The organism is Streptomyces sp. NPDC052721 (genome assembly GCF_040678315.1).
GTDB lineage: Bacteria > Actinomycetota > Actinomycetes > Streptomycetales > Streptomycetaceae > Streptomyces.
In genome coordinates, this window is record NZ_JBFATL010000036.1 from 53,934 (window position 1) to 67,059 (window position 13,126).

Annotated in this window: 12 protein-coding genes; 5 read left to right on the forward strand and 7 right to left on the reverse strand. The window is 71.8% G+C overall.

Features of this window, described 5'->3' with window-relative positions; all coding sequences use genetic code 11:
- Positions 1–177: 177 nt before the first annotated feature.
- From AB0L21_RS28900 to AB0L21_RS28910, 3 genes are all read right to left on the reverse strand, one after another.
- Positions 178–2,598: a trypsin-like peptidase domain-containing protein gene (locus tag AB0L21_RS28900; protein WP_365787367.1), complete on the reverse strand. Its 2,421-nt coding sequence runs from the start codon at positions 2,596–2,598 to the stop codon at positions 178–180.
- Positions 2,595–3,002: a CU044_2847 family protein gene (locus AB0L21_RS28905; RefSeq protein ID WP_365787369.1), complete on the reverse strand. Its 408-nt coding sequence runs from the start codon at positions 3,000–3,002 to the stop codon at positions 2,595–2,597. The genes AB0L21_RS28900 and AB0L21_RS28905 overlap by 4 nt, the downstream gene beginning before the upstream one ends.
- Positions 3,003–3,102: 100 nt before the next feature.
- Positions 3,103–3,282: a DUF6104 family protein gene (locus AB0L21_RS28910; RefSeq protein ID WP_014674941.1), complete on the reverse strand. Its 180-nt coding sequence runs from the start codon at positions 3,280–3,282 to the stop codon at positions 3,103–3,105.
- Positions 3,283–3,491: 209 nt separating this feature from the next.
- Between AB0L21_RS28910 and AB0L21_RS28915 the strand changes: the two genes are divergently transcribed.
- Complete coding sequence (locus tag AB0L21_RS28915) at positions 3,492–4,475, forward strand: DUF4097 family beta strand repeat-containing protein (RefSeq protein ID WP_365787371.1); 984 nt, start codon at positions 3,492–3,494, stop codon at positions 4,473–4,475.
- A gap of 1 nt (position 4,476) precedes the next feature.
- The gene (locus AB0L21_RS28920; protein WP_365787373.1) at positions 4,477–5,499 is read left to right on the forward strand and encodes a PadR family transcriptional regulator; all 1,023 of its coding nucleotides are present in this window, start codon (positions 4,477–4,479) and stop codon (positions 5,497–5,499) included.
- 842 nt (positions 5,500–6,341) lie between these two features.
- Here the strand turns inward: AB0L21_RS28920 and AB0L21_RS28925 are convergent.
- From AB0L21_RS28925 to AB0L21_RS28940, 4 genes are all read right to left on the reverse strand, one after another.
- A complete protein-coding gene (locus AB0L21_RS28925; protein WP_365700406.1) occupies positions 6,342–6,926 on the reverse strand; it encodes a Clp protease N-terminal domain-containing protein in 585 nt (194 codons plus the stop codon).
- Complete coding sequence (locus AB0L21_RS28930; RefSeq protein ID WP_014674937.1) at positions 6,926–7,135, reverse strand: HTH domain-containing protein; 210 nt, start codon at positions 7,133–7,135, stop codon at positions 6,926–6,928. Before AB0L21_RS28930 ends, AB0L21_RS28925 begins: the two co-directional genes overlap by 1 nt.
- A 193-nt stretch (positions 7,136–7,328) precedes the next feature.
- Positions 7,329–8,294, reverse strand: a complete 966-nt coding sequence (locus tag AB0L21_RS28935) for a zinc-binding dehydrogenase (protein WP_365787375.1) — start codon at positions 8,292–8,294, stop codon at positions 7,329–7,331.
- A 201-nt stretch (positions 8,295–8,495) separates the two neighbouring features.
- Entirely contained in the window at positions 8,496–9,719 is a 1,224-nt protein-coding gene (locus tag AB0L21_RS28940; protein WP_365787377.1) for an NADP-dependent malic enzyme, read from the reverse strand.
- 566 nt (positions 9,720–10,285) lie between these two features.
- Between AB0L21_RS28940 and AB0L21_RS28945 the strand changes: the two genes are divergently transcribed.
- From AB0L21_RS28945 to AB0L21_RS28955, 3 genes are read left to right on the forward strand one after another with little or no spacing between them, the layout of a single operon-like run.
- Positions 10,286–11,245 carry an ABC transporter substrate-binding protein gene (locus AB0L21_RS28945; protein WP_365787379.1) on the forward strand — a complete coding sequence of 320 codons (960 nt, stop codon included), beginning with the start codon at positions 10,286–10,288 and terminating at the stop codon, positions 11,243–11,245.
- A gap of 37 nt (positions 11,246–11,282) precedes the next feature.
- On the forward strand, positions 11,283–12,218 hold the full coding sequence (locus tag AB0L21_RS28950) for an amino acid ABC transporter permease (protein WP_014674933.1): 936 nt from the start codon (positions 11,283–11,285) through the stop codon (positions 12,216–12,218).
- Entirely contained in the window at positions 12,215–13,021 is an 807-nt protein-coding gene (locus tag AB0L21_RS28955) for an amino acid ABC transporter ATP-binding protein (protein WP_365700399.1), read from the forward strand. The genes AB0L21_RS28950 and AB0L21_RS28955 overlap by 4 nt, the downstream gene beginning before the upstream one ends.
- The last annotated feature ends 105 nt before the right edge of the window (positions 13,022–13,126 follow it).

Consider the following 13,126-nt stretch of genomic DNA (forward strand, 5'->3'; position numbering starts at 1 on the left):
CTCCCGGCTCTGGTGATCATGCAGCGGGCCCGGCCGTCCGACGTACGAGGCTACCGCCCGCCGGCCGCGCCCGCCGAGGTTCGCGGCGTACGACGCCCCCTCTCCCTTCCCGCGAACAGCCGTACGACTCGGCAGAGTTGACGGGATGTCCACCGGGAGCGGCGGGCCGCCGACGGCTCAGCCGCCGGGCGCGGCCAGCGGCGGCGGTCGCATGCTCTCCGTCCCGTACGGCGGCCGGTCCGGCGGCGGGTCGAACAGCACGGCGATCTTGCCGCGCAGGCCGTGTGCCCGGGCGGTGTCCGGGTCGGCCAGGCGGATGCGCAGATCGCGGACCGGCCCGTGCAGCCCGTCCGCGTGCCCGGCGAGCCCCAGCAGGTCGGCGGCCTGCCGGTGGAAGTCCCCGCACTCCTCGTGATCATGCAGGTCTCGGCGCCACAGCACCACCGAGTGCCCGGAGCGCAGCGCGTCCCGCATCGCCGCGTAGCCCTCGCCGCTGCCGACGGGACCGCAGTAGACGGGCACGGACGCGTCGCTCATCGCCGACAGCGCGCCGTAGTACGGGAACCTGCCCCCGGCCCGGGCCCCCGGCGGATGCCCCTCGGCGACGGGCCGCCCGTGCAGCGTCCCGTGCGCCAGCGGTCCGCGCAGGACGCCCTTCCAGCGGCGGCGCCACTCCGGGGAGGGCGGCAGACCGTTGCGCCGGACGTCCCGGACGACGACGGTCCGCCGCATCCCGAGCGGCAGGGCCCGCTCGTCCACGAAGTCGTCGTCCTCGTCGTCCTCGTCGGTCGGGGCGGCGCGGAGACCGGGGAGCAACTGCCAGTCGTCCACCGGGAGGTCGAACAGCTTGCGGGGCAGGAAGACCTCGATCGCGGCGAGATGCTCTCCGTGGTCCCCCTGGTTCAGCGCCTTGGCCAACGGCTCCCGCAGCACCCGCGCCAGTTCTTCGGCCCGCACACCCCGGTCGTCCCCGTCGACCGGCGTCACGTCCTGCCCGCCGTAGATCAGCTGCACGCTCCAGGGATGCCGGCCGTAGGTGGCCGGGCCGACCTTGACGAGGACGTCGGTGCGGGTGTCGGGGGAAGGGGCGGGGAGGGAGGGGGTTGTGAACGCGGGCCGCGTCGCGCGGCTCCACTCGGTCGTCCCGGTGGGCCCGGCGGTGAGCGGCGCTGTTCCGGGCTCGGTGGCTGACGGCGTACCGAGGAACTCGACGGTGGACGGCGCTTCGAGGGTGGACGGCGCTTCGACGGCGCCGACCGGCGCCGGCACGTCGACGGCCGGGCTCTGCGCCGCACTGGCCTGCGCCGGAGTCACGACCGCTCCGTTCGACACGGGCACTGCGCCGGACGGACCACCGGGCCGGCTGCCGGACGGGCCACCGGTCGCAGCGGTGGCCGAACCGCCGGCCCGCTCCGTCCCCTCGGCGCTCTCCAGCAGCGCGCGGATGGCCTCGCCGACCGCCCAGTGCCGGTGGCCGGCGGCCTGCCCGGCTATCCACTCGGTGAACGCCCGCAGCCGCCCCGCCTCCACCTCCCCGGCGTGCTCGCGCGCGGCCCTGCGGGCCACCCGGGCCGCGTACAGCAGTACGGCGTCCAGGTCGACCAGCGTTCCACCGCCGCCGGGGTCCAGCGTGCGCAGGCCGTACAGCAGCGCGGCGCCCTCGCGCCAGGTGCGGACGTTCCGCAGCACCAGGGACGGCAGCCGTTCGCCCCGCACCTGCTCCTTCACGTCCTCCACGAGGTGGACGACCTCACCCGTTCCGGCCGGCGGCGGCAGGTGCGCGAGATGGCCGTAGAGCCGCGTGCGCAGTTCGGTGGTGATCCCGGAGACGGGGGGCGCGTGACCGGGCAGCGTGGCGTGGACGGCGGTCCAGTGCGGGTACGGCGAGGGGACGCCGAGGAGGCTCGCGTGATGGAGGTCGTGGGCGCGCAGCACCTCGCGCACCGCGCGCCCGACCTCGCGCGAGTCCAGCAGTTCGTACAGCGCGGTGACCGGGACGGCGACGCCCTCCTCCCGCCGGCGCCCTTTGATCACGCCGATGACGGAGCCGTGCCGCAGGTCGAGCACCGGCCCGCCGGAGAGTCCGCCGATGGGGAGGATGCCGGTGAGCAGCAGGGCGCGGGCGTCGGAACCGGCGAGTTCGCCGCTGCCCTGCCGGATGCCCAGCTCGCCGGTCTGCACCGACCAGCCGTAGAGCCCGAGCGGGCTGCGCGGGCCGGCTTCCCGGTCGCCGAGCCACAGGCAGCGCACCTCGTCGGCGCCGGTCACCCGGACGAGCGCGAGGTCGGGGAAGGGCCAGGGGTCACGCGCCGGTCGCCCGGCCTCGGGCCGGGGCGCGACGACGACGGCCGTCCCGGTGCCGCCGCGCGGCTCCCAGGCGCCGTCGGCGGTGCGCTCCTGCCAGGTCACGCTCAGGGCGCTCTCCCCTCGGCACACCGCGGCTCCCCCTTTTCCCACGACGTGGGCGCAGGTCAACAGCCAACCCGGGGCTATGAAGAACCCCGACCCCCAGTACGAGTCACGGTCCGTTGCATACCCGTCACCCGGTGCGCCGATGCGCGCGAGGGAGGGGCGCACCATCTCGTCGAAGGCGCTCATACGGCGCCGGGGGCCGGGGACTGCGGCGGTACGACCGCGCCGCCCGCCGTCGCCGGGTCCGCGCCGTCCGCTGCCGTGGCCGGTTCGGTCCAGGTCAGGGACACGGTGAGGGAGGATGTGCCGCCGCCCTCGGCGATGGCGCTCACGATCTTGCCGGACTGCGCCGTCAGTTCGATGCCGAAGCTGACGGAGACCTCGACGGGGGCCGGCGTGTCCAGACCGGCGCGCAGGGAGCGCACGACACCACCGACCGTGCCGGCCAGTCCCCCCGCCATGTCGATGACCCGGTCGCCGAGCCCGGTGTCCCAGTAGCCGCCCTCGTCCAGCGCGTCCTCGGCGGCGCTGATCCTCGCCCAGACGACGGTTCCGTCGTCCAGGCGCACGCGTTCGATTCCTCCAGCCATGACGCCCCCGTTCGCCGATGGGAGGAGAAGGCTAACTCCCGGGGAGGCAGAGGGGGAGGGGAAGAGGGGTGCCGGCGAAGGACACGGCCGATGATCGCCCCTACTCGTCCTCCTCGTCATCGAGCCGCGCGAGCCAGGTGGCCAGCCGCTCCACGGGCACCTCGAAGTCCGGGTTCAGGTCGACGAACGTACGCAACTGCTCCGCCAGCCACTCGAAGGTGACCTCTTCCTCGCCACGCCGCTTCTCCAACTCCTCGATACCGCGGTCGGTGAAGTACATCGGTGCCCATCTCCAGCAGATACATCAGCCTGACAACAACTCCCACCAGCCTATGTCGCCGCCGGGCCGCGGCTGGGCCGGCCCGGTCTCCGCCCGCGGCGTCCCCCGGACGAGCGCCTTGACTTCCGCCATCCACGATATATCGTGAATCTCAGAGAACACGATATGGCGTGTCGTGACACGTGCCCCGCCCGGCCGAGGAGGCCCCCATGTCCGAGTGGTCCGTCACCGAACCCCAGAAGCTGACCTTCGACACCCCCGTGCGCGACCTCCAGGTCCGCATCGTCAACGGCACGGTGAACGTGGTGGGCACGGACGAGGGCGCCGCCCGCCTGGAGGTCTCGGAGCTGGAAGGGCCGCCCCTGATCGTCACCCAGCACGGCACCACCCTCACCGTGGCCTACGAGGACCTGCCCTGGAAGGGCTTCCTCAAGTGGCTCGACCGGAAGGGCTGGCGCCGCAGCGCCGTCGTCTCCCTCGCGGTCCCCGCCGACACCCGCGTGGAGGTCGGCGTCGTCGGCGCCGCCGCGGTCGTCTCCGGCATCCGCGGCCCCGCGGTGATCAAGGGAGTGACCGGCGACACCACCCTGGTCGGCGTCTCGGGCCCGGTCCGCGCGGACACCGTCTCGGGGAGCCTGGAGGCCCAGGCGGTCACCGGCGACCTGCGGTACCACTCGGTCTCGGGCGACCTGACCGTGGTCGAGGGCTCCGGCTCCTCCGTGCGCGCCGACACCGTCAGCGGCTCCATGATCGTCGACCTGGACCCGGACGGGCCCACGGACATCGGCCTCACCAGCGTCTCGGGCGAGATCGCCATCCGCCTGCCGCACCCGGCCGACGCCGACGTGGAGGCGAACACCGCGAGCGGCACGATCTCCAACGCCTTCGACGGCCTGCGGGTGCACGGCCAGTGGGGCGCACACAAGATCACCGGCCGCCTCGGCGCCGGCACCGGCAAGCTGCGCGCCACCACCGTCTCCGGCTCGATCGCCCTGCTGCGCCGCCCGCCCCGGGACGACGACGAGAGCACCCCCTGGGACACCGAGCCCCACCCGGCCGGCCACTCCCCCGCCACCCCGGGAGACAATTCCGTCTCCGGCCAGGACGCCACCAGGGACACCCCCGGCACCAGCGATGGCACCGCTTCCACCGGCGGCCCGGCCGACGGCACGACCGACAAGAAGGTGCTCTGACATGCCTCCCGTCTTCGCCCACGGCCGCCTCCGCCTGTACCTGCTCAAGCTGCTCGACGAGGCCCCGCGTCACGGCTACGAGGTGATCAGGCTTCTGGAGGAGCGCTTCCAGGGGCTGTACGCCCCCTCGGCGGGCACGGTCTACCCCCGCCTGGCCAAACTGGAGGCGGAGGGTCTGGTCCGGCACACCACCGAGGGTGGCCGCAAGGTGTACGCCATCACGGACGCGGGCCGCGCCGAACTCGCCGACCGCAGTGGCGAGCTGGCCGACCTGGAGCTGGAGATCCGCGAGTCGGTCGCGGAACTGGCCGCCGAGATAAGGGCCGACGTGCGCGGCGCGGCCGGCGACCTGCGCCGCGAGGTGCGCGCCGCCGCCTCCGAGGCCCGCCGTGGCACGAAGACCTCCGGGGCCGAGTACTCCTTCGGGGAGTACGGCGAGATGAGCGAGAAGGAGGCCTGGAAGACCGCCAAGGAGGAGATGCGCCGGGTCAAGCAGGAGTGGAAGGAGCAGGCGCGGCGCGCCAAGGACGAGAGCCGCCGGGCCCGAGAGGAGGCCCAGCGGGCCCGCCGCCAGGCCCAGGAGGCGCAGGCGCGGGCGCGCGCCCAGGCGCAGGAGGAGATGCAGCGCATCGCCCGCCGTGTCCAGGACCGTGTCCAGGACCACTTCACACGCGGCGACTGGCCGACCGGCGTCCGCGAGGGCCTGACGGAACTGGCCAAGGAGCTAGGGGACTTCGGCAAGGACTTCGGCAGGGACTGGACCTTCGGCCGCCCCACCGAAGAACCGCGTTACACCTCCTCCCAGGAGGACTTCCCCGCCGACTACGAACCCTCCTGGGCCCACGAGGACACCACCGGCGACCCGGCCCGCGACCTGGACCGCCTCCTGGACCGCTTCCGCGACGACATCCGCGACGCGGCCCGCGACCACGGCGTCACCCCCGCCCAACTCCGCGAGGCCCGCCACCACCTCTCCACAGCGGCGGCCCACATCGCAGCCCTACTCCACACCCCCAAACCCTGACACCCCGGCCGCCCGACCCGGGCCAGACCTCCAACCTCCACGCGCCCCGGGCCGGGGCGGGCAGACCCCCGACCTCCACGCACCCCGATCCGGGGCGGGCAGTCCCCCAGCCTTCCGCGCGCCCCGGGCCGGGCCAGACCTCCAACCCCCCACGCGCCCGACCCGAATAGACCTCAAACCTCCCACCCGCCCCGGTCCCAGCCGGGCAGACTTCCAACCCTCCACCCACCCCGACCCGGGCCAGACCTCCAACCGCCCCCACGCGCCCCCCGGGCAGACCCCCAACCTCCCACCAGCCCGGGTCCGAGCCGGGCAGACCCCCAACCCTCCACCCGCCCCGACCCGGGCCAGACCTCCAACCGCCCCCACGCGCCCCCGGGCAGACCCCCAACCTCCCACCAGCCCGGGTCGGAGCCGGGCAGACCCCCAACCTCCCACCAGCCCGGGTCCGAGCCGGGCAGACCCCCAACCCCCCACGCGCCCGACCCGGGCAGCCTTCCAACCCTCCACCCGCCGCGATCCGAGCCGGGCAGACCCCCAACCTCCCACCCGCCCCGACCCGGGCCAGACCCCCCAACCCTCCCCACGGCCGAACCAGACGGATCCCCACCTCCACGAGCCCGAGCCGGGCCGAAGCCCACTCCCACCCGCGGGAACCGGGGGAGGCGGCCGGCCATCCGGCCCCCGAGGCGAAGCCTCCGGGCTCGCACCCGCCGGCCGACCGAGTCGGGTGGGCGGGTGGGAAAGCATCCGGGGTCCGGGGCGGAGCCCCGGGGGGCCACCTTCCAGCCGACCGAGTCGGGCGGGCGGGCGGGAAAACCCCGCCGAGGCGAAGCCAACGCTCACCCCTCAGCCGACCGAGCCGGCGGGCACACCCGCGACACCCCTTCGAACGTCACCCCGTGATCCGCCAACACCTCCCCCGCCACCCCCGGCACCACGGTGAGCGCCAACAGCAGATGCTCATCCCCGATACCGCGATCACGCCGAGCCACAGCAACCCGCAACGCCCGCTCCAACACCCCCTTCGCCGCCCGACCGAAGCCTGGCCGCCGCCCGACCGACGACCACCCCGTCCGGCCCCCACCCCGCCCCCGGTCACCGGACATCGCTCCGACGCCGTGCACCTCCTCCACCCGCGCCACGATCTGAGACACATCGATCCCCAGCCCGGCCAGCGCGTCCGTGTCAGCCCGGGTCAGCCCGGCCCGCCGCCGCGCCTCCCCCACGTCGCGCCGTACCCGCTCCCGCGCCTCCGGTTCCGCGAGTCCGAGGGCGGACAGCGCGAAGGACGCCCGGCTGCCCTCGCGGTCGAGGAGCGCGAGCAGCAGATGCTCGGCGTCCACGGACCGCGCCCCGCCGGTCTCCGCGTACACGAACGCCCCCTCGACCACCGCCCGGGCGTCCTTGGTGAACCGCTCGAACATCAATGCCTCCCGTATTTCTTGTGCACGGCCTGCCTGCTGACACCCAGCTCCGCGGCGATCTCCTGCCACGACCAGCCCTGGTTGCGCGCACTGCGCACCTGTACCGCCTCCAGCTGCTCCAGCAGCCGGCGCAGCGCGGCCACGGCCCGCAGTCCGACCCGTGGATCACGGTCACCGGCGCGCTCGGCGAGATCGGTTGCCTCACTCATGCTGTCAATCTAGGTTGACACCCCGCAGCTGTCAACCTCAGTTGACAACCGTGCCGTGCAAAAGGCGGGCCCGGCACCCCGGACCCGCCTCTCGACCTCTCCGCCGTTCGACCTCTCGGCCGTTCGACCTCTCAGCCGTTCGACCTCTCGGCCTCTCGGCCGTTCGCCCCTCAGTCCGACGACCCGCCGAACGTCAGGAGTTGGTAAGCACGATCTTCCCGAACTGCTCCCCGGAAGCCAGCCGTTCGAAGCCCTCGCGGGCCCGGTCCAGCGGCAGCTCCTCGTCGATGACGGGCCGTACCCCCGTCGCGGCGCAGAAGGCGAGCAGGTCCTCCAGCTCGTCCTTGGTGCCCATGGTGGAGCCGACCACCTTCAGTTCGAGGAAGAAGATCCGGGTCAGCTCGGCGTGCGAGGGCCGGTCCCCGCTGGTGGCACCGGAGATGACGAGCGTCCCGCCGGGCCGCAGGGACTTCACGGAGTGGGACCAGGTGGCGGCGCCCACGGTCTCGATGACGGCGTCCACCCGCTGCGGCAGCCGTGCCCCGGGCTCCACGGCCTCCACCGCGCCCAGCTCCAGGGCCCGCTTCCGCTTGGCCTCGTCCCGGCTGGTGGCGAAGACCCGCAGCCCGGCGGCCTTGCCGAGGACGATCGCGGCCGTGGCGACACCGCCGCCCGCGCCCTGCACGAGGACGGAGTCACCGGGTCGTACCCCGGCGTTGGTGAACAGCATCCGGTACGCCGTCAGCCAGGCGGTCGGCAGACAGGCCGCCTCGGCGAAGGACAGCTCCTTCGGCTTGGGCAGGATGTTCCAGGTCGGCACGGCGACCTGTTCGGCGAAGGTGCCCTGGTACCGCTCGGTGAGGATGGAGCGCGGCTCGTCGGGGCCGACGCCGTGGCCGGTCTGGCCGACGACGGAGTGCAGGACGACCTCGTTGCCGTCCGCGTCGACGCCGGCGGCGTCGCAGCCGAGGATCATGGGCAGCCGGTCCTCCGGGAGGCCGACGCCCCGCAGGGACCAGAGGTCGTGGTGATTGAGGGAAGCGGCCCGCACCGTGACGGTGCTCCAGCCGGGACGGGCCTCGGGAGCCGGGCGCTCCCCCAACTCGAGGCCGGTGAGCGGCTGGTCGCGGTCGATTCGGGCGGCGTAGACAGCGAACATGCTGCCGACGATAGGTGCGCGATGCAGCCGGCGGAACCAGGCCCCCCTGTGACACATGCCCTCTTGCGCGACGGCACCCGGGCGGCGCACGCCCACCGGCACCCCCGAACGGCACCGCCCGAACACTGAACGGGCAGGCGGTGGGCGGAGAAATGGCCCCGTCCGACCGGACGGGGCCATTCAGCGCGGCTCAGCGCACCGTCACCGACGAGCCACGCCCTCGGCCCGCGCGGCAGCGGCGACCGCCGCCGTGACGGCGGGAGCGACCCGCTCGTCGAACGGAGAGGGAATCACGTAGTCGGCGGCGAGATCGTCACCGACCACCGAGGCCAGCGCCTCCGCGGCGGCGATCTTCATCCCCTCGGTGATCCGCGTGGCCCGCACCTGGAGCGCGCCCGCGAAGATCCCGGGGAAGGCCAGCACGTTGTTGATCTGGTTCGGGAAGTCCGAGCGCCCGGTGGCGACGACGGCGGCGTACTTGTGCGCGACGTCCGGGTGCACCTCGGGGTTCGGGTTGGCCATCGCGAACACGAAGGCGCCCTTGGCCATGGAGGCGACGGCGTCCTCGGGGACCGTACCGCCGGAGACGCCGATGAAGACGTCGGCGCCCGCGAGGGCGTCCTCCAGCGAGCCGGTGAGGCCGGCCTTGTTCGTGAAGCCGGCCAGTTCGCGCTTGACCGGGGTCAGGTCCTCCCGGTCGGCCGACACGACGCCCTTGCGGTCGGCAACCGCCACGTCCCCGATGCCGGCCTCGACCAGCATCTTGGCGATGGCGACACCGGCCGCGCCGGCGCCGGAGATGACGGCCCGCAGCTGACCGATCTCGCGCCCGCTGAGCCGCGCCGCGTTCCGCAGCGCCGCGAGCGTCACGACGGCCGTGCCGTGCTGGTCGTCGTGGAAGACGGGGATGTCCAGGCGCTCCTGGAGCCGGCGCTCGATCTCGAAGCACCGGGGCGCCGAGATGTCCTCCAGGTTCACTCCGCCGAAGGAGGGAGCGAGCCGGACGACGGTCTCGATGATGTCGTCCACGTCGGTGCAGTCGAGCGCGATCGGCACCGCGTCGACGCCGCCGAACTGTTTGAACAGGATCGCCTTGCCCTCCATCACGGGGAGGGAGGCCTGGGGACCGATGTCCCCGAGTCCGAGGACGGCCGTACCGTCGGTGACGACGGCGACCACGTTGGACTTCCATGTGTAGTCGTTGACCAGCTCCGGCTGTTCCGCGATCGCGGTGCACACGCGAGCGACGCCGGGCGTGTACGCGAGGGAAAGGTCGTCCTTGTCGCGGACCGGCACGGTGGCCTGCACGGCCATCTTGCCGCCGCGGTGCAGCGCGAACGCCGGATCCAGGGAATCGAGGGGCTCCGCCCCGCCGTCCTGGTCCGTTGTGCCGTCGCTGCGAGGATTGACGATCTCCGCTGCCACTTTGTTTTACCCCTTAGGTATGCATGGTTTGAGGGTCGACCACTCCTGGTGAGGGGTGGGCGGGCACCGCGTACGGCCCGATTGCGGATACGTACGAGCTCATACGCGACGGGCGCGCCGCACACGCGCCCTGAGCCCCGGATGAGGGGTGTAAAGAACCTTCTTACCGGACGGACGGCGCCCGCGACGAGTCCATTAGGTGCAAGGTCACATCCCGGAACCGGAAGGCGACACGCAGATGACGGGCGATCGACGGAGCGGAATGGCCCGAAAACACCCAAGGCCGACCGATGGGGCGGGCGGAGGAGCGACCACATCCTGAGACACGCCGAAGATTTTCCGGCCGGAGGGCTGGATTCCCGCAGATGGTTCGGCGGTGATGGACCAAGGATGTACCGACCTGATGCGGTTCGTGGGTCACCCGTTATCCGATTTTGACATAGCGACGCCCCTGAATGGCGTAGTCCGAATGGCAAGATGCCGTAAACCCACGAGGTCGCGACACCCGAAGGTGTGTGTTTCCGTCGACCCATCGGCAACTCTTCCCATCCGCCGGAGGAACCACGATGACCGCAAGCTCCACCCGTCGTACGACCGCAGCGCGCTCCCGTCTGGCCGCGGCCGGTGCGATCGCGGTCGCAGGGGCCCTGCTGCTCACCGGCTGCGGTGACCAGACCAAGGACAAGAACGAGAACTCCGGCAGCGCTTCCGCCGGCAGCGCCCCGCTCGCCGGCAAGCTCCCGCAGGACATCCGGAGCAAGGGCAAGATCAGGGTCGGCTCGGACATCGCCTACGCCCCGGTGGAGTACAAGGACTCCGCCGGCAAGGTCGTCGGCCTGGACCCCGACCTGGCGGCGGCCCTGGGCAAGCAGCTCGGGGTGACGTTCGACTTCCAGAACGGCACCTTCGACGCCCTGCTCACCGGTCTGCGCTCGGACCGCTACGACATCGCCATGTCGGCCATGACGGACAACAAGAACCGTCAGGAGGGCGTCGACCCGGACACCGGCAAGAAGGTCGGCGAGGGCGTCGACTTCGTCGACTACCTGACCGCCGGTGTGTCGATCTACACCCGCAAGGGCGACACCAAGGGCATCACCAGCTGGGAAGACCTCTGCGGCAAGAAGCTCGCCGTGCAGCGCGGCACCACCTCCGAGGACCTGGCCAAGCAGCAGGCCAAGAAGTGTCCGGCCGGCAAGAAGCTCGCTATCGAGGCCTTCGACGACAACCAGCAGGCCCAGACCCGGCTGCGCTCGGGCGGCGCGGACGCCGTGTCCGCCGACTTCCCGGTGGCGGCGTACGCGGTGAAGACCTCCGGCGGCGGCAAGGACTTCGAGATCGTCGGCGACCAGGTCGAGGCGGCTCCGTACGGCATCGCGGTCTCCAAGAAGGAGACCCAGCTGCGCGACGCCCTGCAGGCCGCGATGAACGCGATCATCAAGAACGGCGAGTACCAGAAGATCCTCGAGAAGTGGGGCGCGCAGGACGGCGCCGTCAAGGAGTCCGTGATCAACGGCGGCAAGTGACCCGCGAGAACGAAGCGGCCGCTGAGAGGCAATTCCCGTGACTGACATCGACAAGACGGCGGGGCCGGTGGACACGCCCCCGGCCGGCGCGGAGGCCATCAAGGCCATTCCGGTCCGGCACTACGGACGCTATGTCTCCGCCGTCATCGCGATCGCGCTCCTCGTCGCGATCATCTACGCGTTCGGCCAGGGCAGGATCAACTGGCACGCGGTACCGGACTACTTCTTCGACGACCGGATCCTGACCGGTGTCGGCAAGACCCTCCTGCTGACGGTGCTGTCGATGCTGATCGGCATCGTGGGCGGCATCGTCCTCGCGGTGATGCGGCTGTCGAAGAACCCGGTGACCTCGTCCATCGCCTGGTTCTACATCTGGTTCTTCCGCGGCACCCCGGTCCTGGTCCAGCTGTTCCTCTGGTTCAACCTGGGCCTGGTCTTCGAGTACATCAACCTGATGCCGTTCTACAAGGACTACTGGTCGAACTTCATGACGCCGTTGCTGACGGCGCTGCTCGGCCTGGGTCTGAACGAGGCGGCCTACATGGCCGAGATCTGCCGTGCGGGTCTGCTCGCGGTGGACGAGGGCCAGACCGAGGCGGCCCACGCGCTCGGCATGAGCCACGGCAAGACGCTGCGCCGGGTGGTCATCCCGCAGGCGATGCGCGTGATCGTGCCGCCGACGGGCAACGAAGTGATCAACATGCTGAAGACGACCTCGCTCGTGGCGGCCGTCCAGTATCCCGAGCTGTTCCGTTACGCCCAGGACATCGGCCAGAACTCCGGCGCCCCGGTGGAGATGTACTTCCTCGCCGCGGCCTGGTACCTGATCATGACCTCGGTGCTGAGTGTCGGCCAGTACTACATCGAGCGGTACTACGCCCGCGGCTCCAGCCGCCAACTGCCACCGACGCCGTGGCAAAAGGTGAAGACCAACATGCTCTCCCTGGGCCGGCCCAAGGGAGGCATGGCATGACCGACAAGCTGAGCAAGAAGCAGGACACCCCGGCCGAGGGCACCGTCCCGATGGTCAGGGCGCAGGGCGTCCACAAGTCCTTCGGCCATGTCGAGGTGCTCAAGGGCATCGACCTGGAGGTCAAGCCGGGCGAGGTGTTCTGCCTCATCGGCCCCTCCGGCTCCGGCAAGTCGACCTTCCTGCGGTGCATCAACCACCTGGAGAAGATCAACTCCGGGCGGCTGTACGTCGACGGCGAGCTGGTCGGCTACCGCCAGCAGGGCGACAAGCTGTACGAGCTGCGCGACCGCGAGGTCGCGATGAAGCGCCGGGACATCGGCATGGTCTTCCAGCGCTTCAACCTGTTCCCGCACATGACGGCCGTGGAGAACGTCATGGAGGCGCCGGTGCAGGTCAAGGGCGCGAACCGGGCGCAGGCCAGGGAACGCGCGATGCAGCTGCTGGAGCGCGTGGGCCTGGCGGACCGGGCCGGGCACTACCCCTCGCAGCTCTCCGGCGGCCAGCAGCAGCGCGTGGCGATCGCCCGGGCGCTGGCGATGGACCCGAAGCTGATGCTGTTCGACGAGCCGACCTCGGCCCTGGACCCGGAGCTGGTCGGTGACGTCCTGGACGTCATGCGGGACCTCGCCGAGTCCGGCATGACCATGGTCGTCGTCACGCACGAGATGGGCTTCGCCCGCGAGGTGGGCGACAGCCTGGTGTTCATGGACGACGGTGTGGTGGTGGAATCCGGCCACCCGCGGGACGTCCTGACGAACCCACAGCACGAGCGGACGCAGTCGTTCCTGTCCAAGGTGCTCTGAGGCCGGTGCTCTGACGCGGGTGCTCCGACGCCACACCGGGCGAGGGCGGTACGGGATCTCCGTACCGCCCTCGCCCGTCGTCAGGGCAGCAGCTGCGGCTTGAGC